General features: G+C 70.1%; 18 protein-coding genes. 5 read left to right on the top strand and 13 right to left on the bottom strand.

The window, feature by feature from the left end:
- A partial coding sequence (locus tag ABGB17_RS37775; protein ID WP_347639003.1) for a ThuA domain-containing protein occupies positions 1 to 1,381 on the bottom strand: 1,381 nt, incomplete at its 3' end.
- 108 nt (positions 1,382 to 1,489) lie between these two features.
- Complete coding sequence (locus tag ABGB17_RS37780; RefSeq protein ID WP_347639005.1) at positions 1,490 to 4,354, bottom strand: lectin; 2,865 nt, start codon at positions 4,352 to 4,354, stop codon at positions 1,490 to 1,492.
- A 631-nt stretch (positions 4,355 to 4,985) separates the two neighbouring features.
- On the opposite strand from ABGB17_RS37780, the gene ABGB17_RS37785 reads away from it, so the two are divergent.
- The gene (locus ABGB17_RS37785; protein WP_347639007.1) at positions 4,986 to 5,726 is read left to right on the top strand and encodes an FCD domain-containing protein; all 741 of its coding nucleotides are present in this window, start codon (positions 4,986 to 4,988) and stop codon (positions 5,724 to 5,726) included.
- 76 nt (positions 5,727 to 5,802) lie between these two features.
- Here the strand turns inward: ABGB17_RS37785 and ABGB17_RS37790 are convergent, their stop codons facing one another.
- The 5 genes from ABGB17_RS37790 to larB all read right to left on the bottom strand — a co-directional run bounded on the left by ABGB17_RS37790 (position 5,803) and on the right by larB (position 14,297).
- Positions 5,803 to 7,491, bottom strand: coding sequence for a cellulose binding domain-containing protein (locus ABGB17_RS37790; protein WP_347639009.1), 1,689 nt, complete (start codon positions 7,489 to 7,491; stop codon positions 5,803 to 5,805).
- Between the two features lie 380 nt (positions 7,492 to 7,871).
- Positions 7,872 to 10,994, bottom strand: coding sequence for a glycoside hydrolase N-terminal domain-containing protein (locus ABGB17_RS37795; RefSeq protein WP_347639011.1), 3,123 nt, complete (start codon positions 10,992 to 10,994; stop codon positions 7,872 to 7,874).
- Between the two features lie 677 nt (positions 10,995 to 11,671).
- The gene (locus ABGB17_RS37800; RefSeq protein WP_347639013.1) at positions 11,672 to 12,523 is read right to left on the bottom strand and encodes an amidohydrolase family protein; all 852 of its coding nucleotides are present in this window, start codon (positions 12,521 to 12,523) and stop codon (positions 11,672 to 11,674) included.
- Positions 12,520 to 13,635, bottom strand: coding sequence for a nickel pincer cofactor biosynthesis protein LarC (gene larC, locus ABGB17_RS37805; protein WP_347639014.1), 1,116 nt, complete (start codon positions 13,633 to 13,635; stop codon positions 12,520 to 12,522). Before larC ends, ABGB17_RS37800 begins: the two co-directional genes overlap by 4 nt.
- Positions 13,632 to 14,297 (bottom strand): nickel pincer cofactor biosynthesis protein LarB, encoded by a 666-nt coding sequence (gene larB / locus ABGB17_RS37810; RefSeq protein ID WP_347639016.1) that lies wholly within the window; start codon positions 14,295 to 14,297, stop codon positions 13,632 to 13,634. Before larB ends, larC begins: the two co-directional genes overlap by 4 nt.
- Before the next feature lie 222 nt (positions 14,298 to 14,519).
- On the opposite strand from larB, the gene ABGB17_RS37815 reads away from it, so the two are divergent.
- Complete coding sequence (locus ABGB17_RS37815) at positions 14,520 to 14,768, top strand: hypothetical protein (protein ID WP_347639018.1); 249 nt, start codon at positions 14,520 to 14,522, stop codon at positions 14,766 to 14,768.
- On the opposite strand, the gene ABGB17_RS37820 is transcribed toward ABGB17_RS37815, so the two are convergent.
- Positions 14,741 to 15,589 carry a fumarylacetoacetate hydrolase family protein gene (locus ABGB17_RS37820; protein WP_347639020.1) on the bottom strand — a complete coding sequence of 283 codons (849 nt, stop codon included), beginning with the start codon at positions 15,587 to 15,589 and terminating at the stop codon, positions 14,741 to 14,743. The genes ABGB17_RS37815 and ABGB17_RS37820 overlap by 28 nt on opposite strands.
- Positions 15,590 to 15,754: 165 nt before the next feature.
- Between ABGB17_RS37820 and ABGB17_RS37825 the strand changes: the two genes are divergently transcribed.
- The 3 genes from ABGB17_RS37825 to larE are packed head-to-tail and all read left to right on the top strand — an operon-like array spanning position 15,755 to position 18,603.
- Positions 15,755 to 17,047 (top strand): L-fuconate dehydratase, encoded by a 1,293-nt coding sequence (locus ABGB17_RS37825; RefSeq protein WP_347639022.1) that lies wholly within the window; start codon positions 15,755 to 15,757, stop codon positions 17,045 to 17,047.
- Between the two features lies 1 nt (position 17,048).
- Positions 17,049 to 17,759 carry an FCD domain-containing protein gene (locus ABGB17_RS37830; RefSeq protein WP_347639024.1) on the top strand — a complete coding sequence of 237 codons (711 nt, stop codon included), beginning with the start codon at positions 17,049 to 17,051 and terminating at the stop codon, positions 17,757 to 17,759.
- Positions 17,752 to 18,603 (top strand): ATP-dependent sacrificial sulfur transferase LarE, encoded by an 852-nt coding sequence (gene larE, locus ABGB17_RS37835; RefSeq protein ID WP_347639026.1) that lies wholly within the window; start codon positions 17,752 to 17,754, stop codon positions 18,601 to 18,603. Before ABGB17_RS37830 ends, larE begins: the two co-directional genes overlap by 8 nt.
- A 26-nt stretch (positions 18,604 to 18,629) precedes the next feature.
- On the opposite strand, the gene ABGB17_RS37840 is transcribed toward larE, so the two are convergent.
- From ABGB17_RS37840 to ABGB17_RS37860, 5 genes are all read right to left on the bottom strand, one after another.
- Positions 18,630 to 18,842, bottom strand: coding sequence for a hypothetical protein (locus ABGB17_RS37840; protein ID WP_347639028.1), 213 nt, complete (start codon positions 18,840 to 18,842; stop codon positions 18,630 to 18,632).
- A 95-nt stretch (positions 18,843 to 18,937) separates the two neighbouring features.
- Positions 18,938 to 19,681: an ABC transporter permease gene (locus ABGB17_RS37845; protein WP_347639030.1), complete on the bottom strand. Its 744-nt coding sequence runs from the start codon at positions 19,679 to 19,681 to the stop codon at positions 18,938 to 18,940.
- Positions 19,674 to 21,233 (bottom strand): sugar ABC transporter ATP-binding protein, encoded by a 1,560-nt coding sequence (locus ABGB17_RS37850; protein ID WP_347639032.1) that lies wholly within the window; start codon positions 21,231 to 21,233, stop codon positions 19,674 to 19,676. The genes ABGB17_RS37845 and ABGB17_RS37850 overlap by 8 nt, the downstream gene beginning before the upstream one ends.
- 11 nt (positions 21,234 to 21,244) lie before the next feature.
- The gene (locus tag ABGB17_RS37855; protein WP_347639034.1) at positions 21,245 to 22,327 is read right to left on the bottom strand and encodes a sugar ABC transporter substrate-binding protein; all 1,083 of its coding nucleotides are present in this window, start codon (positions 22,325 to 22,327) and stop codon (positions 21,245 to 21,247) included.
- Between the two features lie 309 nt (positions 22,328 to 22,636).
- The coding region (locus tag ABGB17_RS37860; protein WP_347639035.1) for a cellulose binding domain-containing protein at positions 22,637 to 23,189 on the bottom strand (553 nt) is incomplete at its 5' end.

The raw sequence follows: 23,189 nt of genomic DNA on the forward strand, positions 1-23,189 counted from the left end.
GGGTGGGGGTGGGAGTGGGGGTGGGACCGGCCAGTTCCTTGATGCGGATGTTGCGGTACGCCACCACGTCGCCGGACCCGTGGTTCTGGATGCCGATGTAGCCCTGCTGGAGCGAGCGGGCCGGGTCGGTGTTGGTGAAGTCGTTGATCTTGGTGCCGTTCAGGAACACCTGCAGCCGCTCGCCCTCGACCAGCAGTTCGTAGGTGTTCCACTGGCCCGGCGGGTTCAGCGCCGCGTCCCGTGCGGCGGTGTCAGCCGACTTGAACCCGTAGATCGCGCCCGTCGTCTTGTCCGCGCTGTCGGTCGCGTCGATCTGCACTTCGTACCCGGTGTCGAGCGCCGTCTGCGGATTGCTGGTGGCCGGGAACCCGACGACCACCCCGGAGTTGGAGTCGCCGGTCAGTCTCCAGTCGAGCTTGAGCGAGTAGGAACGGAACTCCTTGGCGTTGTACCACAGCATGCCCATGCCGCCCTGGGAGGTCAGCGTGGCGTCGCTGTTGGTGAACGACCCCGGCCCGGCCTGCGTCCAGCCGGTGGTCGAGCCGTTGTACAACGTCGTGTACCCGGTCTCCGGGCGGCAGTCGGCGTTGGTGGCCTTGGCCGCGTACCGGATGCCGCCGAGCAGCAGCGTGCGGAACGCCGTGTCGGAGTACGACTCCTGGGTGTGCCCGAGGCCGGTGTAGAACGCCCGCCCCGCGGACTGGGGACGGCACCAGGTGATGGGGTGGTCACCCATGCCGCCACCGCTGTAGCTGCTCTCGTCCAGGCTCTGCAGCACCCGCACGGACGAGCGGGGGTTGGTGCGGTAGTTGTACCACTCGTCGGTGCGTGACCAGGTCTGCGCGAGGTGCGCCGTGGCGGCGTGCGCCCGGTCCTCGGTCCGCACGGTGGCCCGCTGGATGGCCGGGTGGTTGTTGAACCAGGCCCCCATGAGCTGCCCGTAGTACGCCCAGTTGTACTCGGTGTCCGCGGCCGAGTGCACCCCCACGTAACCGCCGCCGCCGTTCACGTACGACTGGAAGGCGGACTGCTGGGTGTCGTTCAGCACGTCACCGGTGGTGTTGAGGAACACCACCGCCTTGTACTGGGCGAGGTTGGACGCGTTGAAGGCGTTGGAGTCCTCGGTGGCGTCCACGGTGAAGTCGTTGGCGGAGCCGAGTTGCTGGATGGTCTGGATGCCGACGGGGATGGCGTCGTGCCGGAAGCCGGCCGTCTTGGAGAACACCAGCACCTTGTAGGAGGCGGCCTGGGCGGGGACGGCGGGGATCAGCACCGCGGCGGCGGCGACGAGCGCCACCGCGGCCGCCGGCAGGCGACGCAACAGAGAGGTCTTGCGGTCGCTTCCCGACGCGGGTGCGGCGGGGGTCAGATGTCGCAGCATGGGTTTCCTTCCGTCGCGGTGCCCGGCGCGGCGGCTTCGTCGATGAAGCCGCCGCGCCGGGCCGTCACGCGATTGGTGGTTCGCGGTGCGGTCGAGGCCGGGGGTGCCTCAGACGCGGGTCCACTTCTGGTTGTTCTGGCCGTTGCACGTATAGATATGTGCGCGGGTGCCGTTGGCGGTGCCGCCGCTGACGACGTCCAGGCACTTGTTCGCCCCGACCGCGGTGATGCTGCCGTCGGAGTTGAAACGCCACTTCTGGTTGTTCTGGCCGTTGCAGTCCCAGATGATCACTGCGGTACCGTCCGCCGTGCCACCACCGTTGACGTCCAGGCACTTGCCGCCGTACACCCGCAGCTCACCCGCACTGGTCGAGGTCCACTGCTGGTTGACCTGCCCGTTGCAGTCCCAGATCAGCACCTGCGCGCCATTGGCCTGAGAAGCACCGTTGACGTCCAGGCACCGCCCCGACGCCACACCACGCAACGCGCTCGTGCCCGCCGTGGGAGTGGGAGTCGGAGTCGGGGTGGGCGTGGGAGTGGGGGATGTGCCGGAGTCGAGGGTGAAGGCGTCCAGGTCGAACAAGTACCCCTGACCGGTGGCCCCGCGGAACACCAGGTACAACGTGGTCGTGCCCGACGGCACACCGCTGATGCTCGCGGTGACGGTGGCGAAGGTCTCCCAGTTCCCGGTGACCGGGACGGTCGCGGTGCCGAGCAGGGTGCCGCTCGCCGAGCCGGCCCGCACCTCGATCCTGCCGCCGGCGCCGGCGGAGGACACCCGCGCGGTGAACCGCGTGGCGCCGGTCGGCGAGTAGGGCTGGAAGGCGATCCAGTCGCCGTCGTCGGTGAAGCCGATGGTCTTACCGCCCTCGGCGCTGGTGTGGTCGGCGGTCTGTATGCCCTGCTGGGTGGTGAAGTGCTCGGCCTGGCGGTGCCGCGGCTGGAGCGTGCGGGTGCTGGTGGTGGTCAGGCCGCCGTTGTCGGTGTAGGTCGCCACGAACAGGCCGTAGAGGTTGGCCGCGGCGTCGTGCTCGCCGTCCACCGGCACCGTGATCGTCCCGCTGCAGCTTCCCGTCTTGCCGGTGATCTGGTGGCTGTGGCTGTCATGCCCCAGGTAGTAGGTCACCGTCACCTTCGAGCAGTCCAGCGCGCCGTCCTCGGCGTCGCTTCCCGTCACCTGGAACGGGACGGTGTCGCCGAAGGAGAACAACTGGCCGTCGCCGGGCTGGGACAGGGTGACCGACGGGGCGGTGTTGCCCACGGTGACGATCACGCTCGCGGTGCCGGTGAGCCCCTGCGGGTCGCGGACGGTCAGTGTCGCGGTGAAGGTGCCGGTGGCGGTGTAGGTCTTGGACGGGTTGGCGGCGGTGGAGCTGGTGCCGTCGCCGAAGTTCCACGAGTACGTCAGCGTCCCGCCCTCGGGGTCGGAGCTGCCGGCCGAGGAGAAGTTCACCGTCAGCGGCGCCGGCCCGGAGGTCTTGTCCGCCGCCGCCTTGGCGATCGGGTTGCGGTTGGCCGTGCCGATGTACTCGATGCGGTACAGCGCCTGGTTGTTGCTGCCGGTGCCGTAGTCCAGCACGTACAGGGCGCCGTCCGGGCCGAAGGCCATGTCCATGACCTGGGTGCCGGTCCACGGGAACGCCGAGATCTCGCCGTAACCGCCGTCGGCCTTCACCTCGATGGCCTTGATCCAGCGCCGGCCGTACTCACCGGCGAAGAACCGCCCGTCCAGCGACTGGGGGAACTTCACGCTGGAGTTCAGGTTCGGGTCGTAGCGGTAGACCGGGCCGCCCATCGGCGACTCCGAACCGCTGCCGAACTCCGGCGGCGACCCCGAGTCCCCGGCGTACCTGATCCAGGCCGGCTTCGCCGGCGGCAACGTGGCCAGGCCCGTGTTGCGGAAGGAGTTGTTGGCCGGGCCACCCGAGCAGTTGTACTTCGCGCCGGTGCTGTTGGTGGCGAAGTTCCACTCGTTGTAGGTCTCGGTTGTGCTGTTGCTGCCGGTGCAGTACGGCCAGCCGTAGTTCCCCGGGGCGGTGATCCGGTTGAACTCCACCTGCCCGCTCGGGCCGCGGTTGGAGTTGGTCGACCCCGCGTCCGGGCCGTAGTCGCCCAGGTAGACGATACCGGTGGCCTTGTCCACGCTCATCCGGAACGGGTTGCGGAGCCCCATCGCGTAGATCTCCGGCCGCGTCCTGGCGGTGCCCGGCGCGAACATGTTGCCGCTCGGGATGGTGTACGTGCCGTCGGCCTGCGGCTTGATACGCAGCACCTTGCCCCGCAGGTCGTTGGTGTTGCCCGCCGAGCGCTGCGCGTCGTACTGCGGGTTGCGGTTGGTGCGCTCGTCCAGCGGCGAGTACCCGGCCGACTCGAACGGGTTGGTGTCGTCACCGGTGGTCAGGTACAGGTTGCCCGCCGCGTCGAAGTCGATGTCGCCACCCACGTGGCAACACTGGCCCCGGTCGTTGGGGACCCGCAGCACGACCTTCTCGCTGCTCATGTTCAACGTCTCGTCGGAGTTCAGCGTGAACCGCGACAGGTACAGCTCGCCCTTCCACTGGTCGAACTGCGCCTGCGTGCCGGTGGCGGGAGCGTCCCCGCTGGACGTGCTCAGCCGGGGCGAGTAGTACAACCAGACATACCGGTTGGAGGCGAACCCCGGGTCCACCGCGACGCCCTGCAACCCTTCCTCGTCGTGGGCGTAGACGCTCAGCCTGCCCGCCACTTTGGTGTTGCCGGCCGCGTCGGTGACCCGCACCGTCCCGTCACGCGCCGTGTGCAGAACCGACCGGCTCGGCAACACGGCCAGCGACATGGCCTCGCCCAGTTCCGCACCTCCCGACGCCAGCGATATCTGCTGGTAATCGGACGCCGGAATGGGCGCCGCGACCGCTGCCGGAGTGTTGAGCGACACGGCTGCGGAGACAAGAAGCCCCAACGTGGCCAATGTGTGCAGCCACGGACGTCGGAACATAGGGGACGTTCCTTCCTGACGTGAACAGTTCAGTCAGGCAAAGGCGCGCGCCGCCACGCTGTTGCCAGATGAGGGTTGACCATCGACCGCGCACCGACCCGGTCTCAGACACCCGATGTTAAGCAGAGGTTTCGCGCTGTCAAGGCCGTCAGCGGGCCGCTGCCCGACCTATACATCGGGTCTATCTTTGGGTTACGCGAGACAAGCCCCGCACCAGGAGTTTCGATCCGGGCAACGGGCAGGACGGTCTCTCTCGGACGGGGAAATCTGGAGAGCCCACAGCCCTTGATCTGAAATTTTCAATTCAGACATGGGATGTAGGACGCATCTCACCATCAAGAGTCCTCGATGGCAAGCCCGCGATCCGGGTCTCATGGCCGAGATGGAAAGTACTCCGCCGGAGCGGATCTGGGCACCACGGGCCGCGGCCAGGAGAAGACATCCCATGTCGGCGGCTCGGCAGGCGCTGTCACCGGCGCCGGAGGCGGCCGGTCGCTTCCCGTCCCCCGCGGTGGCCTCGGCGGTTGCACGACCGTGCAACGCGTCGTACCGAACGGACGCCGGCCGATCACTTGGGGGACGGCGACTTCCGAAGAGTCATACTTTCAGGGAACGGCTAGGAGGGAGCACGGTGACCGACACCCCGCGCGAGAGCGGATACCGGCCGGGTTATGAGGTGGCCGCCGAGCAGGTACTCGAATTGATCGTCCGGCTTCGCCTGCGTCCGGGCGACCGCATGCCGACCGAGAACGAACTCGCCCGGCAACTGGGCACCAGCCGTACCGTGGTCCGCGAGGCGGTGAAGATACTGTCCGCGCTAGGCCGGGTGCGCGCGCAGAAGGGCCGCGGCCTGTACGTGGCCGACGACGAGGGAATGCTCGGCACCGGCCGCTGGGCGTCCTTCTTCCTCCCGACCGACCTGGACCACGTCTACACGCTGTTCGAGTTCCGCCGGGCACAGGAGATGGAGACCAGCCGGCTGGCTGCCCGCCGGGCCACCCCCGCTGAGCTCAGGGCCATCGAGGAAGCGGCCGGCGTGTGCCGTCACGGCTTCGAGACCGGACGGGAAGACCTGTTCAACAAGGGTGACGACACCTTCCATACCGCTGTCGCCACGGCGTCACACAACATGTTCCTCCAGATAGCGGTGCGGGAGGCCCGCAGGCTGCAGGCGCAGTCGAGCCTCATGGGCTTGCGCGGCTCAGTGGGCGGGCACGCCGCCAAAGCCGTCGAGGAGCACGACGCCATCTACCGGGCCATCAGCGTGGGCGACGCCGAGGCGGCCGCCCAGGCCGCCGCCACCCACATCGACAACACCCTCGACGACTACAGGAGACAGATCCAGCAGCTCCTCTTCTCCTCGTCGCACTGATCTCGCTCCGCCGAGAGCGATCCCAGTCCAACTTGGGGCAAAACATAACTCGTATGACGTCTTATGTCAACGCGGATCACACCACGGTGCAGGGGACGCCGTTGAGGGTGAAAGCGGTGGGTTCGGCGGTGTTGCCGGTGTGGGTGGCCTGGAAACCGACGTCGATGGTGGCTCCGGGGGCGAGCGCGGCGTTGTGGCTGACGTTGCGGGCGCTCACCTGGCCGCTGGAGGGCGAGTAGGTGGCGTTCCAGCCCGAGGTGATGGACTGGCCGGAGGGCAGGGTGAAGACCAGCGTCCAGCCGTTGACCGCCGAGGTCCCGGTGTTGGTGATGCTGATGTTCGCGGTGAAGCCGTTGTTCCAGGCACTCATCGTGTAGGCGACCCGGAACTGCCCCGTGCCGCCACTCGGTGTCGGTGTCGGCGTAGGGGTGGGTGTCGGAGTGGGTGTCGGGGTGGGCGAGGGACCGCTCACGCTGGTCACGAAGGTCGTCACGCTTCGGGCGGGAAGCGTGACGGTGAGGGAGCCGTTCGACATGCCGGTCGTCCCCTGGGGCGCGACGTTCCTGCTCGCGTCGGTCAGCCAGGACGAGACACTGGAGGCGCTGCCGTTGGCCAGGGTGAACTGCTGGCTCACCGCCGAGGTCCCCTTGTTGACGGCGACGATGACGATGGTGCTGCCGCCCCGGTACGCCGAGACGTAGACGTTCGACGCCGGGTTCGCCGTCGCCTCGACCCGCACATACCCGGGCCGGACGAACCTGGCGAAGTGCGCCATCATGGCACCGCGCTTGCTGATCTGACCGTCCTCACGCATGGGGCCGTAGCTGCGCCGGATGTACCACCAGATGTACGCCTGGAACTCGGCGTCCACCATGGCACGGTGGATGTGCTCCCCCACGTCGAGCGCCTGGGGCCACAGGTCCGCCGAATCGCTGCTGTTGGGGTAGTAGATCTCGGTCATCCAGAGCTCTTTGCCCGCACCCTTCTGCTTGTAGAGGGGATAGGGGAAGTTCGCGTACGACGTGCCGTAGAGGTGGGCCCCGATGATGTCCACGTTGGCGAGCGCCGTGGGGTCGTTGAGTATGGGGTCCGACACGCTCTTCACGTACTGGAAGGACTCGGGCGCGATGACCCTGGTGCTGATCGAGCCGGCGTTCTCCCGCAGGAATCGCAGCATTTCCGTGGAAGTCCACCACGTCCAGGTGTGCGCGTAATCGGGCTCGTTCTGCACGGATATGCCGTACAGGTTCACCCCGTTGTTCCGCATATGGGTGGTGAAGGCGTTCAGGTGCTGGGCGTAGGCCCCGTACGAGCTGTACCGGAGGCGTTTCGCGTCCGTCTGGCTGCCGCGCACGAAGGTCTCGACCATGCTCGCCGGGGGGTTCCACGGCGACGCGATGACGGTCGCCCCGAGTTCCACCGCGCGCCTCGCCGTCGCCAGATCACGGCTCCAGTCCGCCTGGTTCTCGTAGACGGGGATCCTCAGCACGGAGAACCCCAGCCGCCCCTCGCCGGTGCCGAACGCGGTGTCCCGCTGGGCCGCTGTCAGGTCGCCGATCCAGCCCGCGTGGGCCATGCCGCCGAAGCCTCGGATCGTCTGGCGCGTCGCAGAAGGATCGATGACCGCCGTGGCGGCCGCGGCACGCGAGGCACCGAGGACCGATGCCGTGGCCGTGAGGACCGGCACGGCCCCCAGTGTCGTCAGGATGGTTCTCCGGCTCAGCGAGCGTCGCTCGCCGTTCAGGGAGTCGTCTCGATCTCGCACGTGTCTTCCTCTTCGCCGCCGGCGCCGATCGGCAGCTTTGATCGCCGTTGGTTGTTACCGCTAACATCCCCTCCTCCGAACCAGCACGCGGCTGCGACACGGATGCGGCCTTTCCACTCGGCCGCACGGAGGGTGACACTCCAGCGGAGTGTGGTTGCGTCCTCTGGCGAAGGTCAAGCACGAGCAGGTCCGACAACAGGCGAACTGTGCGGATGCGGAACCGGACCCTGAAAATTTCAGCTAAGAAATCCAGTACTTCACGCCTCGGTCCGGCTATCAGGAGATCAACCGCGGCTCTGTCTGAGAGCGCTCACATAGGAGAATTTCGCCGTCTCGCCGCGACCGGAGACCGGTCGCGGCGAGACACGCGTGTCGTGGCGTCAGACGCCGGTGATGGTCCACTGGTTGTTGGTGCTGGTGTTCGGTGTCCACATGATCACGGTGGAGCCGGCGGTGGTGCTGCCCTGGCCGTCGAGGGCCGTGCCGGTGCCGCGGTTGATGATCTGGTAGCGGCCGTTGCCCATGCTGTTCAGGCGCCACTGCTGGTTGTTGCCACCGTTCCAGGCCGACTGCCTGGCGGGGGCGCCGTTGGCGGTGTTGCCCCAGCTGTCGACGACCATGCCGTTGGTGCGGTTGACGATCCGGTACCAGCCGCCGCCGAGGTCCGCGAGCTGCCACTGCAGGTTGGTGCTGCCGTCGTAGTTCCACTGCTTGACGTTGGACCCGGAGGCGACGTTGCCGCCGCTGTCCAGCACCAGACCGCTGGTGACGTTGGCGATCCGCACGTAACCCGCCGGCGTGCCGGCGGTCGTCACCCGCAGCGAGGCGATGGCGTCGTTGTTGCCGGTGGCGGACAGGTTGGCGTTGTCGGCGGTGAACGTCCAGCTCGTGCCGCTGAAGTTGTCGTTCGCGTAGCCGGTCACCTGGTAGCCGCTGGTGACGCGCAGGGAGGAGATGGCCCGCAGGCCGATGCCGAGGGACTGCAGCTGCGCGGCCGTGTAGTCACCCGGGGTCAGGGCGGCACTGGCGCCGCCGTAGTTGGCGTCGGCGTAGACGGTCGCCACGGCGTTGCTGCGCTGCTGGGCGGTCATGCGGTAGGTGCGGCCGGCCTGGCCCGGGAACCGGATGACGTCGGCCTCGGGCTTGGTGACGCTGACGGCGCCGCTCGTCGAGGTGTCGACCACCTCGTAGGTGCCGGTGAACATGCGGTTGCGGACGTTGACGGTGCCGTCGCGGTCGAACCGCACGAGGATCTCGTCGGCGCCGCCGGAGCTCCAGGTGGTGTCCACGGTGTAGCCGCCGCGGCCCCGCAGGCCCTGCACCTTCCCGCTGGGCCAGGCCGACGGCAGCGCGGGCAGCACGTGCAGCTCGCCGTTGTGGCTCTGCAGCAGCATCTCGGCGATGCCCGAGGTGGCGCCGAAGTTGCCGTCGATCTGGAACGGCGGGTGCAGGTCGAACATGTTGGGCGCGAGCCGGGCCGTGGTCACCAGCAGCCGCAGCAGGGTGTGCGCCCGGGAGCCCTCCTCCATCCGCGCCCAGTAGTTGATTTTCCAGGCGAGCGACCAGCCGGTACCGTCGTCGCCACGCAGCTCCAGGGTCCGCCGCGCGGCCGTGTACAACGCCGGGGTGCCGCGCCGGGTGATCTGGTTGCTGGGGTGCAACCCGTACAGGTGGGAGACGTGCCGGTGGTTCGGCTCGGTCTCCACCCAGTCGTACAGCCACTCCTGGATGTTGCCGCGCGAGCCGACCTTCATCGGCGCCAGCCGGTCCCTGGCGGCCAGCACCCGGGTGCGGAAGTCGGCGTCCACCCCCAGCACCTGGCCGGCCTGGGCGCACGCGTTGAACAGGTCACGCAGGATCTGGTTGTCCATCGTGGGCCCGGCGCACACACTCACCCCCGAGTGGTGGGCCAGCTCCGGGGAGTTCGACGGGTTGGTGACCAGGTATCCCAGGCTGGGCTCGGTCACCAGGGTGTCGAGGAAGAACTGCGCGGCGCCCTTGAGCGCCGGGTAGTACTGCTGGAGGAACGCGGTGTCGCCGGTGAACAGGTAGTGGTCCCAGATCAGCGTGGCTAGCCAGGCGCCGCCGGTCTGCCACATGCCCCAGAACGCGCCGTCGACCACCGATGTGGCGCGCCACCCGTCGGTGTTGTGGTGGGCGACCCAGCCGCCCGCGTTGTACTGCACCCTCGCGGTGCGGGCACCGGTCACCGTCAGGTCGTTGACCATCTTGAACACCGGGTCGTAGCACTCCGACAGGTTCGTGGTGTCGGCGGGCCAGTAGTTCATCGGCAGGTTGGCGTTGATGGTGTACTTGGAGTCCCACGACGGGGCGAGCGAGTCGTTCCAGATGCCCTGCAGGTTGGCCGGCTGGGTGCCCGGCCGCGAGGACGAGATCAGCAGGTAGCGGCCGAACTGGAACAGCAGCACCGAGAACTGCGGGTCGCTGGTGCTGTTGTGCTGGGCGATCCGCACGTCGGTCGGCTGGTCGGCGGCGGCGGTGCGGCCCAGGTCCAGGGTGGTGCGGCCGAACAACCGCTGGTAGTCGGCCACGTGCCGGGACCGCAGGTCGTCGAAGCTCCTGGACACCGCGGCACCGAGGTGGTTGCGGGCGATGCCCTGGTAGTCGCCGCCGACGTTCTGGTAGTTGACGTAGCTGGTGCCGATGGAGACCAGCAGCGTGACGCTGTTGGCGCCCCGCACCTGCAGGGTGCCGCCGGAGCTGCTCACGGTGCCGCCGTCGGCCACGGCCCGGGCCAGCGCCAGGAACCGCACCGACCCGTTCTTGCCCTCCATGTTCCCCGAGATGCCGTCCAGCCCCACCGACGTGCTGTCGGGGCTGGTGCGGGTGATGCGCTGAGGGCTGTCGAACGTCGCCGAGAACGTGATCGAGCCCGCGCGGTCGGCGGTGAGCCGGATCGCGATGACCTGGTCGGGTGCGCTGGCGAACGTCTCACGCCGGTACCGCACGCCGTTCTGCAGGTACGTCGTCACGGTGGTGGCCGTGGTCAGGTCCAGCAGCCGGTTGTACTCCGAGACCCCACTGCCGCCGGCGGCGAACGTCAGCCGCAGGTTGCCCACGGTCTGGTAGGCGAGCTGGCCCGCCGGGCTGCCCAGCATGTTCTGGTCGATCAGGGTCTGGGCCTGGCTCCACTGGTTCTGGAAGACCGCCTGCCGGATCTGGGCCAGCGCCCCCGCGCCCCGGGTGTTGCTCTGGTCGTAGGGCCCGCCCGCCCAGACGGTGTCCTCGTTGAGCTGCAACCGCTCCACATCGACGTTGCCGAACACCATGGCGCCCAGCCGCCCGTTGCCGATCGGCAGCGCACGCAGCCAGTCGGTGCCGGCGCTCTCGTCGTACCACAACGCCAGATCGTTCGCCGCCAGCACCTGCGCCGGCGCCACCGACGCCGCCCGCGCGGCGGCCGTCCACTGCAACGGCAACAACGCCGCCCCGGCCCCGGCCGCGCCGAACCTGAACAACTGCCTACGCGATAAGTCGGACATATCAGTTCTCCATCCCAGGAGGGGGTGCGGATGGGACTCCAGCCCGGCGAACGCGGCACGTGCCGCCGGAAGCCATGAGGTGGAGCGTCGACCGTGCCGACCGGCCTCAGACACCCGATGTTAAGGGGAGGTTTCCTGCTGTCAAGAGCGCCAAAACGGCACATAAGCGGCGATACATCGGGTCTATGGCCGGACAGTCAGGGACGAGCCCCGCACCAGGAGTTTCGACGGCGGCGGCACGCCACACGGTCGCACTCAGAGAGGGAAGGGAGGAGAACACAAAGCCCTGAACCTGAAAATTTCAGCGTAGACATGGGATGTAGCCCGCATCACATCATGGCCCGTCCCCTGGATCAAGCCCGCGTCGCGCAGCCATCGCCGCGCCGTTGCCCTGGGACTGACGGCGGCGGGTCTGGACAACTCGCAGGTTTGGTCATAAAAAGACATCCCATGTCGATGTCAGTGTTCGGGGGCGGCTTCCTGTGGGCCGAGGACGCCGATCCGGTCGCGCACGTGCCCGCACCGCGCGGCCCGTCCCCCGGCTGACGTACATCGTCCCCCATGCCCCCGTCCGCCCGTCCGGCGAGCCCGCCTCGGCACCGTCCACGCCGACTTCGGTGCCGTAGCGGAGTGCCGCTCGTCCGGCGCGGGCGGACGGGTTCCGGCTCGCCGGGCGCTCACCCGTCCAGGCGGTAGACCCGTGCCGCCGTGCCCCCGAACACGGCCTCACGTTCGGCGGGCGGGAGCCCGGCGCGCGTCAGCAGCGCCGTCACCGTCTCCGACCAGAGGGGGAGCGTGCCGGCGAGGAGGCAGACCGGCCAGTCGGAGCCGAACATCAGGCGCCCGGGGCCGAACGCGTCGAGAGCGACGTCGACGTACGGCCACAGGGTGTCCGCGTCCCAGCCGGGGGGCGCTTCGGTCATGAGACCGGAGAGCTTCGCCGTCACGTTGGGCTCGGCTGCGAGCTCGCGGATCAGGCTCGCCCACGGTTCCCGTTCCCCGGACGTGATGGGGGGCTTGGCCAGGTGGTCGAGGACGAAGCTCAGCTCGGGCAGCGCGCGGACGGTCTCGATCGCGGCGGGCAGTTGGTGCGGCAGCACGAGCAGGTCGTAGACGAGTCCGGCCTCCGCCACCTGGCGCAGCCCCCCGCGCACGTCGTCGCGGGCCAGCCAGCGCGGGTCGGGTTCGCCCTGGACCAGGTGGCGGATCCCGCGCAGCAGTTCGCCGCCGGGCGCCCCGGCGAGCGCGGCGAGTTCGCCGCCGAGGCCGGGACCGGTCAGGTCGGCCCAGCCCACCACCGCGCCTGCGGTCTCCGACCCCGCCGCCAGAGCGAGGAACTCGCGTGTCTCGTCCGCGTCCGCCAGGACCTGCACCAGAACAGAGCCGCCGATGTCCGCCTTCCCCGCCTCGGTGGCGTGGTCGGCGAGGGTGAAGTCACGGTGGATGGGGGCCAGCTCCGGAGGCTCCAGCCAGGCCTGCCGCCGCCGGGACAGCTCCCATATGTGGTGGTGTGCATCGATTCGAGTCACAGTGCGTCCAGAGCCTCTCGTGCCAGTTGCCTCAATGGTCTGCCGGTGACGGCGGCGAGCCTCGCCAGGTCCTCGTACTCGGGCTTGACGCCCCACGGCCCGTGCTTCATCCGCACCTCCTGGCCGTACAGGTGCACCGTGTCGATGTGCCGGGCCAGCGCGACCTTCTCGACGTGGGCACGCCGCAGTCCCAGGCTGCCCGTCTCGGCGAGGACCAGTTCCTGCAGGCGGTCGGCCAGTTCGGGAGGGGTGAGCACGTGCAGGACGTGGGCGGGGCGGCCCTTCTTCATGACGGCGGGCGTGACCCACGCGTCGGCGGCGCCCGCGGCCAGGGCCCGCTCGATGACGTGCCCGAGAACCTCGCCGGTCACGTCGTCCAGGTTCGTCGAGAGGACGACCTGCCGGACGGTCCCGGCCACGGGCTGCCCGAGCATGGCGACGACCACGTTCGGGCGGTCCGGCTTCTCGCGGGTGCCCGCGCCGTACCCTGTGGCGCGCAACGTCATCTCAGGTGCCTCGCCGTAGACGGTGCCGGCGGCGCGGAGCAGCGCGGCCCCGGTGGGGGTCACCGCCTCCCCCTCCGCCCCGCCCCGCACGATCGCCCCCCCGAGCAGGGCGAGCGTGGCGGGGGCGGGCACCGGCAGCACACCGTGGCGGGTGCGCACGGTGCCGCTGCCGAGCGGCAGCGGGGCGCAGTGGACGCGGGTCACACCGAGGTCGCGAAGCGCCGCCGCGCACCCGACGATGTCGATCAGCGTGTCGTGCCCGCCGAGCTCGTGCAGGTGCACGCCGGCGGCCGGGACGCCGTGCAGCGCGCCCTCCGCCTCGGCGATCGCGGTGAGCGCCGCGTCGGCGACCGGCAGGCCGGCGCGGGCCGCCATCGTGATCAGCTCAGAGGCGGAGCGCTCGGTGGCGTCGTCCTCGACCTCGACCCGGGCACGGACGGCGATCAGCGGTCCGCTGCGCACCTCCTCGGCGTCCACCCGCCACCCGGTCAGGCCGGTGCGGGCGACGGCGTGCCGGACGGCGTCGAGGGAGGCCCCCGCGTCCAGCAGTGCCCCGAGCAGCATGTCCCCGGCGAGGCCGCCGAACGGGTTCAGATGGAGGATCACCTCGGTCTCCTGGTGAGGCGGTAGGCCGCGAGCGCGGCACCGAACCCGGAGTCGATGTTCACCACGGTGATCCCGGCCGCGCAGGAGGTGAGCATCGCCAGCAGGGCCGTCACGCCCTCCAGCGCCGCGCCGTACCCGGTGGAGGTGGGAACCGCGATCACCGGCGTCTCGACGAGACCGCCGACGACGCTGGCCAGTGCCCCCTCCATGCCGGCGACAACGATCACGCTGTCGGCCGCGCGCAGGTCCGCGGCGGCGGCCAGCACCCGGTGCAGCCCCGCCACCCCCACGTCCCGTACGACCGTCGTGCGCAGGCCGAGCGCGGTCGCGACGGCGGCGGCCTCGGCGGCCACCGGCCCGTCCGCGGTGCCCGCGGTGACCACGGCCACGGTGTGCCCGCCCGGCCGGGCCGGGCGCCAGACCAGCAGGCGGGCGTCCGGCTCGTACCGCCCGGCGGGGACGGCCGCGAGCACGGCCTCCGCCGCCGCGGATTCGACGCGCGTCACCAGGACGGGCCCGGTGTTCCGGTCGAGCAGGGCGGTGACGATGCCGATGATCTCGGTCACCTGCTTGCCCGGGCCGTAGACGATCTCCGGCAGTCCCTGCCGGGCCTCCCGGTCGAGGTCGACCCGCGCGTACCCGAGGTCGAGCGACCCGCTCATGCGGCGCCCGCGAGGGGGGCGCGTGCGCCGTGGGCGGTCGCCACGGCCGGCGGCGGGTGGATCGGGACACTGCGCGACACGGGTACTCCTGCCGGGGATAGGGGACAGTCATGGTGGTATCCGGCAGTATGCCCACCCGACCGGAGGACGGTGGCGGCGAGGTCACCGGTCCGTTCCCGGTGGCCGGCGACCGGCTCCCTGTCACCGGGACACGAGGTGTACATGATCACGCGGCTGGCGCACCCGGCCGACGTGGTCACGGTGGCGGGCCCGGCCGGCGTGGTCACGGTGGCGGGCCCGGCCGGCGTGGTCACGGTGGCGGGCCCGGCCGACGTGGTCACGGTGGTCCGGCCGCCAGGGAGGTCCGCGGCGGGCCCGCCGGCGCCACAAGCCGGCTCACCACGCATGGTCCGCCTCCTCCCCGGGCATCATGGTCACCCCGCTCACGCCTGGCCCATGCGCTGGCGCTGACGGCCGAGACCGTCGATCTCCAGCTCCACCACGTCACCCTCCCGCAGATACGCATCCGGACCACGGCCCAGCGCCACACCCGCCGGGGTACCGGTGTTCACCACGTCACCCGGCTCCAGCACCATGAACTGGCTCAGATACCAGATCACGTGATACACACCGAAGATCTGATCCTTGGTACTGCCGTTCTGACGCAACTCCCCATTGACCCACAACCGCAACCCCAGACCCTGCGGATCCCCGACCTCCTCCCCCGTCACCAGCCACGGACCCAACGGATTGAACGTCTCACACGACTTACCCTTGTCCCACTGACCACCACGCTCCAACTGGAACTCACGCTCAGACACATCATTGGCGACCGCATACCCCGCGATCACCCCCGCCGCCTCCTCCGGCGACGACAAATACCGCGCCCGACGCCCCACAACCACCGCCAGCTCGACCTCGTAGTCGGTCTTCACACTCCCCCGCGGCACCAGCACCTCATCATCGGGCCCCACGACAGTGCTGGACGCCTTCAAGAACACCACCGGCTCCGGAGGAGGCACGGCCCCGGTCTCCTCCGCGTGGTCGGAGTAATTCAGCCCGATACAGATGACCTTGCCGGGCCTGGCCACCGGCGCACCCACACGCTCGTACGGCCCGGCCTCGGGCAGCCGGCCTTCTGCCAGGGCGGACCTGACCCGCTCGGCGCCTCCCCCCGCGAGGAACGCGCCGTCGATGTCCGCCGTCAGCGACGACAGGTCGAACACCCGGCCGTCCGGCCCCATGACGCAGGGCCGCTCCCGGCCCGGCGACCCCACACGCATCAGCTTCACTGTCGGTCGTCTCCGCTGGTTCCCAAGGACATGTGTCGTGGCAGCTTGGCAGATTCATCGGGTTAATACACCATTCTTACCTGAACGCCCCCGAACCGGCTTGACCTTGTCCAGGCATGACCTTACTGTTCGAATCATATTCATCGGATCAATTGGAGGCCGCCCATGCCGACGATCACCTCCGTGAACGTGATCGACATCAGGTTCCCGACCTCCGCCACACTCGACGGCTCGGACGCGATGAACCCGGACGGCGACTACTCGGCGGCGTACGTCGTGCTGGAGACCGACGACCCCGGCCTGGCGGGGTACGGCCTGACGTTCACGATCGGCCGGGGCAACGACCTGTGCGTGGCCGCGGCCAGGCAGATCGCGCGGCAACTGGCGGGCTGCGACGTGGACGAGGTGGCGTCCGGCCTCGGCGGCCTGTACCGCCGCATCATGGCCGACAGCCAGATGCGCTGGCTGGGGCCGGAGAAGGGCGTGGTGCACCTGTCCGCCGCGGCCGTGCTGAACGCCGCCTGGGACCTCGCGGCGCGCCGGGCCGGCAAGCCGCTGTGGCGCTTCGTCGCGGACATGACCCCCGAGGAACTGGTCGCCGCCTGCGACTTCCGCTACCTGACCGACGTGCTCACTCCCGCCGAGGCCGTCGAGATGCTGACGGCACTCGCCCCCACGCGGGAGGCGCGGATCGCCCAACTCGCCGAACACGGGTATCCCGCCTACACCACCTCCCCCGGCTGGCTCGGCTACGACGACGACAAGCTCCGCCGCCTGTGCCGCGAGGCCGTCGCCGAGGGCTGGACCCACGTCAAGCTCAAGGTCGGCGCGAAGGTCGAGGACGACCTCCGCCGGCTGTCGATCGCCCGTGAGGAGCTGGGCGACCGCACGCTGATGATCGACGCCAACCAGGTGTGGGACGTTCCCCAGGCCATCGAGTGGGTGAACCGGCTCGCCCCGTACGAGCCGCTGTGGATCGAGGAGCCGACCAGCCCCGACGACATCATCGGCCACGCGGCCATCCGCAAGGCGGTCGCGCCCGTCGGGGTGGCCACCGGCGAGCACTGCCACAACCGCGTCATGTTCAAGCAGCTCCTGCAGGCGGGGGCGATCGACTACTGCCAGATCGACTCCTGCCGGCTGGCCTCGGTCAACGAGATCGTCCCGGTCCTGCTGATGGCGGCCAAGTTCGGGGTGCCGGTGTGCCCGCACGGCGGGGGCGTGGGCCTGTGCGAACTGGTCCAGCACATGGCGATCGTCGACTACGTGTGCGTGAGCGGCAGCCTCGAAGGGCGCGTCCTCGAATACGTGGACCATCTGCACGAGCACTTCACCGACCCCGTGCGCGTCGAACGCGGCCGGTACCGGTTGCCTGGGAAGCCCGGCTACAGCGCCCGGATGCATCCCGACTCGGTGGCCGCCTACCGCTACCCTGATGGCCACCGCTGGGGAGGCTGAGTTGGGCGTCATCGAGGGCGCGATCGACACGATCAAGCAGATGATCATCACTGGGGAGCTGCGTCCGGGACAACGGCTCCCCGTCGAGAAGGACCTCGCCGAGCAGCTCGGCGTGGCACGCAACACCCTGCGCGAGGCCGTGCGGGCACTGATCGCCATGCGGGTGCTGACGACGCGTCAGGGCGACGGCACCTACGTCACCAGCCTCTCCCCTGGCCTGCTGCTGGACGGGATCGGCTTCGCCGCCGACATCCACGTGGCCGCCGGGGCCGGGCAGTTCCTGCACGTGCGCAGGATCCTGGAAGCGGAGGCGACGGCCGCGGCGGCCACGCGCATCCCCGGCGACGACCTCGCCCGCCTGGACGAACTGCTCGGCCAGGCCGAGCGGCACGTCGCCGGGAACGAGATCGAGCACGGGAAGCTGGTCGCCCTCGACGAGGACTTCCACTCGCTGATCGTCTCCCACTGCGGCAACGCGGTGCTCGCCGCCGTCATCCAGAACATGTCCGGCCGCACCGTGCGGGCCAGGATCTGGCGGGGCATGACCGACCCCGAGGCGGTCCAGCGCACCCTGCGGGAGCACCGGGCCATCCACCGGGCCCTGCTGGCGCGGGACCCCGAGCGGGCCCGCCTCCACGCCGCCCTGCATGTCCTCGGCGTGGAAGAGAGCCTCACCGGCTCGCGTGCCTTCGGCGGTGCCGTCGATGACTGATCACCCCGCTCCCGCGCGACCGGCCGGCACCGCGGCCGGCGACGTCATGGAGCGCCTGACGGCCCGGCTGCGCCGGGAGGAGGCCGTCGTCGTCGCCTACTCCGGCGGCGCCGACTCCGCGCTGCTGGCCTTCGCCGCCGCCCGGGTGCTCGGCGCGCGAGCGCTCGCCGTGACCGCGGTCTCCCCCAGCCTGGCCGCCTCCGAACGGGCCGCGGCCCGCGCGTTCGCGCGGCGGCACGGCCTGGCCCACGTCGAGGTGTGCACGGACGAAGCCGACCGGCCCGAGTACATCGCCAACGGCGCCGACCGCTGCTACCACTGCAAGTCGGCGCTGTTCGACGCGCTCGCGCCGCTGGCGGCCGCGATGGGTGCCCGCGTCGCGCTCGGCACCAACCTCGACGACCTCGGCGACCACCGGCCCGGGCAGCGAGCCGCGGCCGAGCGCGGAGCCATCGCGCCGCTGGTGGACGCCGGGCTGACCAAGGCCGACGTCCGCGCGGCCAGCCGGGAGCTGGGCCTCGCCACCGCGGACAAGCCCGCCGCGCCCTGCCTGGCCTCGCGGGTCGGCTACGGAGACCCGGTCACCCCCGAGGTCCTGCGCAAGGTGGAGGCCGCGGAGGCGGCGCTGCGCGATCTGGGCTTCCCGGTGTGCCGGGTGCGCGCCCACGCCGGTGGCACGCTCGCCCGGATCGAGGTGCCGCGGGCCGAGATCCCCCGCGTCGGTGAGCTGCGCGAGCAGGTCGACGCCGCCGTCCGCGGCGCCGGCTTCACCTTCTGCTCGGTGGATCTGTCGGGGTTCGCGTCCGGCCGCCTCAACGCGCTGCTGCCGCTGCTGCCGTCGTAGCCCCTGCCGGCGCGACCGGCCCCGGGTCATTCCTGGACCTTTCCGCCGGTGAGGCGGGAGATGGCGAGGGCGGTGAGGATGATCCCGCCGTTGAGCGCCTCGATCCACTGCGCCGGCACGCCCGCCAGGGTGAGCACGTTCTGGATCATGTAGAGCAGCAGGATGCCGGTGAAGGCGCCGAACACCGTGCCCTTGCCGCCGTTGAGGCTGACACCGCCGATGACGGCGGCGGCGAACACCGTGAAGATCGCCCCGTTGCCCTGGCCGGCGGCGACGGAGGCCAGCCGGCCCGACAGCAGGAGGCCGCCGACCGCGGCCAGGAGGCTCGCCGCGATCAGGGTGATCCACAGGACGCGGCCGGTGCGGATGCCGGCCGCCTTGGATCACCCGCGTCGATGTTCCCCCCGATGGCGTACAGCGAGCGGCCGAACCGGGTGTACCCGAGGAGCACGATGCCCGCCGCGAACAGCAGCAGGCAGATCCAGATCGACGCGGGCACGCCGAGCCACAGGGTGGAGCCGAGGTAGGTCATGGACGACGGGAGGTTGAAGAACGTCTGCCCGCCGGAGATGCCGGTGAGGAGTCCCCGCAGCACGATGAGCATGCCGAGGGTGACGATGAAGCCGTTGAGCCCGAAGCGGACGATGAACAGCGCGTTCACCACCCCGGCCAGCGCCCCGACGGCGAGGGTGACCGGGATGGCCCAGGCACCCGGCAGCAACCCGAGCCCGTGCCCGGCCCCCGCCGCGACCGTCATCCAGGCGGCCACGCCGGGGGCCAGCCCGAAGGTCGACTCCAGCGAGAGGTCCATCCTCCCGCCGACCAGCACGAGCGTCTGCGCCAGCACGAGCAGCGAGATCTCCGACATGGTCTGCAGGATGTTGATCACGTTGGTTCCCTGCAGGAAGATCGGGTTGACGATCTGCCCGACGATCGCGATCGCGATGACCGCGGGAACCAGCGCGAGGTCGCGCAGCCGTGCCAGGCGGAGCCCCGGGCGACGCCCGTGCGCGCCGTCCGGCGGCGGGGAGCCCGGCGGGCGTCCCGTCGCGGCGTGGGCGGCGGTGGTCTCAGGCATCGAGGTCGACTCCTTCCATGGCGGCGACCATCTCGTGGTCGTGCCAGCCGGCGGCCAGTTCCGCGACGACGCGGCCGTGGAACATCACGAGCACCCGGTCGCACAGCCGCAGATCGTCCAGTTCGTCGGAGGCGATCACGACCCCGGTCCCGGACCCGGCGATCTCCTCGACCTTGCCGAGCAGGAACTCCTTCGAGCGGACGTCCACTCCGGCGGTCGGGGTGATCAGCACGAGCAGGCGGGGGTCGCCGGCCAGGGCGCGGGCCATGACGACCTTCTGCTGGTTGCCGCCGGACAGACCTGAGACGGGCAGTTCAGGGCCGGGCGTCTTGATCGCCAGGTTGCCGATCATCTGGCGGGCCAGCTCGTCCCTGCGCCGGCCGCTGACGAAACCCGCCGTGCCGAGCCGTTCAGGAACGGTCATCGTGGCGTTGTCGGCGATCGACATCAGCGGCACCAGGCCCTGGTGGTGGCGGTCCCTCGGCACGAACCCCACGCCCGCCTCCAGCGAGGCGGGGACGCTGCCGGGGCGCGGACGGTCGCCGGCCACCCGCACGGTTCCTTCCCGCGGCGCCCGCAGGCCCACGATGGTCTCGGCGAGTTCCGTCTTCCCGCTGCCCCCGAGCCCCGCCAGCCCGACGATCTCTCCCGAGCGGACCCGGAGGTCCACCTCGTGGTAGGTGCCGCCGTCGGTGAGGCCCTGGACGTCGAGGACGACCGGGGCGTCCGGCCGGACCGGTGGGCGGGCGGCGTGCTGCCGGAGTCCCGCGGCCTCGCCGGTCATCGCGGCCACCAGTTCCCCGTGCGGCAGCTCCTCCACCGGCGCGGTGAGGATGTGCCGGGCGTCCCGGAAGACCGTGACGGTGTCGCAGATCTCGTAGATCTCCTGGAGGTGGTGAGAGATGAAGAGGAAGGTGACTCCCTGTTCCCGCATCGCCCGCATCCGCTGGAAGAGCCGGGAGATCGCCGCGCCGTCGAGCTGGGCGGTGGGCTCGTCCAGGATGATGAACCTCGCGCCGAACGACAGCGCCCGCGCGATCTCCACGAACTGCCGCTGCTCCACCCCGAGCTCACCGGCCGGCCGCCGGACGTCGACGTCCACCGACCACATCTCCAGCAGCTCGGCCGCCTTCGTCCACAGGGCCTTCCAGCCGACCAGCCCGAGCCTGTTGCGCTCGTGCCGGTTCAGGTACAGGTTCTCCGCGACGGTGAGCTCGGGGATGATCGTGGACTTCTGGTACACGCAGGCGACCCGCGCGCGCCACGCGTCACGGTCGGACAGCCGGGGAGCGGGAGCCCCGGCGAAACGGACCTCGCCGTCGTCCGGCGCCTGCAGCCCGGTGAGGATGGAGACCAGGGTCGACTTGCCCGCGCCGTTGCGGCCCACGAGGGCGTGGGCCTCCCCCGCGCTGATCGTGATGTGCGCCTGGTCCAGCGCCACCGTCTCGCCGTACCTCTTGGTGATGCGCTCCGCCTCCGCGACGGCGAGCCGGGCCGGCTCGCCGTCGCGGGCGGGTGAAGGGCTCGCGGGCCCTCCCGCGAACTCGCCCATGACTGGACCTCTCAGCTCAGGTTGTTGCCCCACAGCGACTTGTCGTCGTACTTCACGCTCTGGATGTCTCCGTACATGCCGCCGTCCGCGGTGACGAGTGGGGCGGAGAGCTGGTCCTCCAGCAGTCCCTGCCGGACCTGGATGATCGTGCTGTCGTGATCGGTCGCACCGGGCTGGAACGTCTTGCCCTCGGCCGCGGCCTTGGCGTACATCAGCGCGTACTTCGCGTAGAGGTCCGCCGGCTGGGAGACGGTGGCGTCGATGTTCCCGGCGGCGATCTCCTTCAGTTCCTGCGGGATGCCGTCGTTGGAGACCACGAAGACGTGCTTGGGGTCGTCCGGCGGGACGAGGAGGTCGCGCTGCTTGAGCAACTGAAGCGTGCCGGCGAGGGCGAAGCTGGACTGCATGTACACGCCCTTGACGTCCGGGTTCGCGGTGAGGACCGTCGAGAGCTTCTGCGCGGCCACCGCTCCGTCCCACTTCGTGGCCTCACCGAAGACCTTGATGCCCGGGTAGTTCTGCTTCATGCATTCGTTGAACGCCTCGGTGCGGTCCCGGCCGTTGATGGACGCCAGGTCGCCCTGCAGCATGACCACCTTGCCCTTGCCCTGAAGCTTCTCGCCGAGGAAGCGGCAGGCCTTCTCCCCGTACGCCCGGTTGTCGGCGCGCACGACCATGAAGGCGTTGCCGGTGTCCGGTCGCGTGTCCACCAGGACGGCGGGGATCTTCTTGGCCTCGAGCTGCTGGAGCGTGGGGGCCACGGCGGCGGTGTCCTGCGGCGCCATCACCACGCTGCGCACGCCCTGCCCCATCAGGGTCTGCACGTTGGCGGTCAGCTTGGCGATGTCGTTCTGGGAGTTGGTGGTCTTGAGCTCCATCCCCAGCTCGCCGCCGATCTTCGGCACGTAGCTGATGTACGAGTTCCAGAAGTCGGTGTCCGATCGCGGGTAGTCCACACCGATGACCGGCTTCGCCGGCGCGCCGGCGGTCGCGGCGTTCCCGCCCCCGCCGCCTCCGGCGTTCCCGCCGCAGGCCGCCACCAGACACCCCGATATGGCCATGGCCGCGACGAGCGCGAACCGTCTGCGTTCCATCGTCTCTCCTTCTGAAGCACCGCGGCTGCTTTGCCGTCGCTGACCGCACCGCACTCCGGGCACGTGGAACTCCTGGAGGATCGCCTTGAGCCCCATTACCGACAGGACATGGGATGTCTTTCTATGACCTAACAGCGGTCGATGTCCAGACCTCTGCGGCAGAATCGTGAAATCGCTTCGCTACCGGGGCTTCTTGCGGGAGGAACGACCGATGCCTGCCTCGCCGGCAGAGCGCGGCGAGGACAGACATCGCATGTTTGCGCGGTCAGCAGGCCGCCGTGTCGCGGGTCCTGTCCAGCGGCGCTCCCGTCAGCTCGTGCACGTGAGGGACGGTGCCGACGGCGTGCCGTTGGCCAGGAAGCCGAACGTCGTGGAGGCGGACGGCTGGAGTGAGCCGTTGTAGGAGGCGTTGCTCACCGACACCGACGATCCACTGGCGGTCAGCGTGCCGTTCCAGACCTGGGAGATCGTCTGGCCGCCGGCCAGCGTCCATCGGACGGTCCAGCCGCTGATCGCCGCGCTGCCGGCCGTCACCGTGACCTCGCCCTGGAAGCCGCCGGACCAGGTGTTGGTCGTGCGGTAGACGGCGCTGCACGCGCCACCGGACGTCGGGGTCGGCGTGGGGGTGGGAGTCGGCGTGGGAGTGGGGGTGGGAGTCGGCGTGGGAGTGGGGGTCGGGGTCGGCGTGGGAGTCGGGGTGGGGGTCGGCGTCGGGGTGGGGGTCGGCTCGCCTGACCTGGTGAACTGCCACCAGTTGAAGTTGAACAGGGTGCCGGTGCCGCCGGTGAAGCGCAGGTAGAGGTCGTGGGTGCCGGTGGCGCCGTTGACGGGGCAGGTGATGGTGGTCCAGGTCTGCCAGCCG

Source organism: Sphaerisporangium sp. B11E5, assembly GCF_039871875.1.
Classification (GTDB): Bacteria; Actinomycetota; Actinomycetes; order Streptosporangiales; family Streptosporangiaceae; genus Sphaerisporangium.

What these genes read in the sequence shown, in the direction of transcription:
- ABGB17_RS37825 (WP_347639022.1), top strand. Translation starts at nt 15,755, where the DNA reads ATGCCGACGATCACCTCCGTGAACGTGATCGACATCAGGTTCCCGACC.
- ABGB17_RS37795 (WP_347639011.1), bottom strand. Translation starts at nt 10,994, where the DNA reads ATGTCCGACTTATCGCGTAGGCAGTTGTTCAGGTTCGGCGCGGCCGGG.
- ABGB17_RS37845 (WP_347639030.1), bottom strand. Translation starts at nt 19,681, where the DNA reads ATGCCTGAGACCACCGCCGCCCACGCCGCGACGGGACGCCCGCCGGGC.
- ABGB17_RS37855 (WP_347639034.1), bottom strand. Translation starts at nt 22,327, where the DNA reads ATGGAACGCAGACGGTTCGCGCTCGTCGCGGCCATGGCCATATCGGGG.
- ABGB17_RS37850 (WP_347639032.1), bottom strand. Translation starts at nt 21,233, where the DNA reads ATGGGCGAGTTCGCGGGAGGGCCCGCGAGCCCTTCACCCGCCCGCGAC.
- ABGB17_RS37780 (WP_347639005.1), bottom strand. Translation starts at nt 4,354, where the DNA reads ATGTTCCGACGTCCGTGGCTGCACACATTGGCCACGTTGGGGCTTCTT.
- larB (WP_347639016.1), bottom strand. Translation starts at nt 14,297, where the DNA reads ATGAGCGGGTCGCTCGACCTCGGGTACGCGCGGGTCGACCTCGACCGG.
- ABGB17_RS37815 (WP_347639018.1), top strand. Translation starts at nt 14,520, where the DNA reads ATGATCACGCGGCTGGCGCACCCGGCCGACGTGGTCACGGTGGCGGGC.
- larE (WP_347639026.1), top strand. Translation starts at nt 17,752, where the DNA reads ATGACTGATCACCCCGCTCCCGCGCGACCGGCCGGCACCGCGGCCGGC.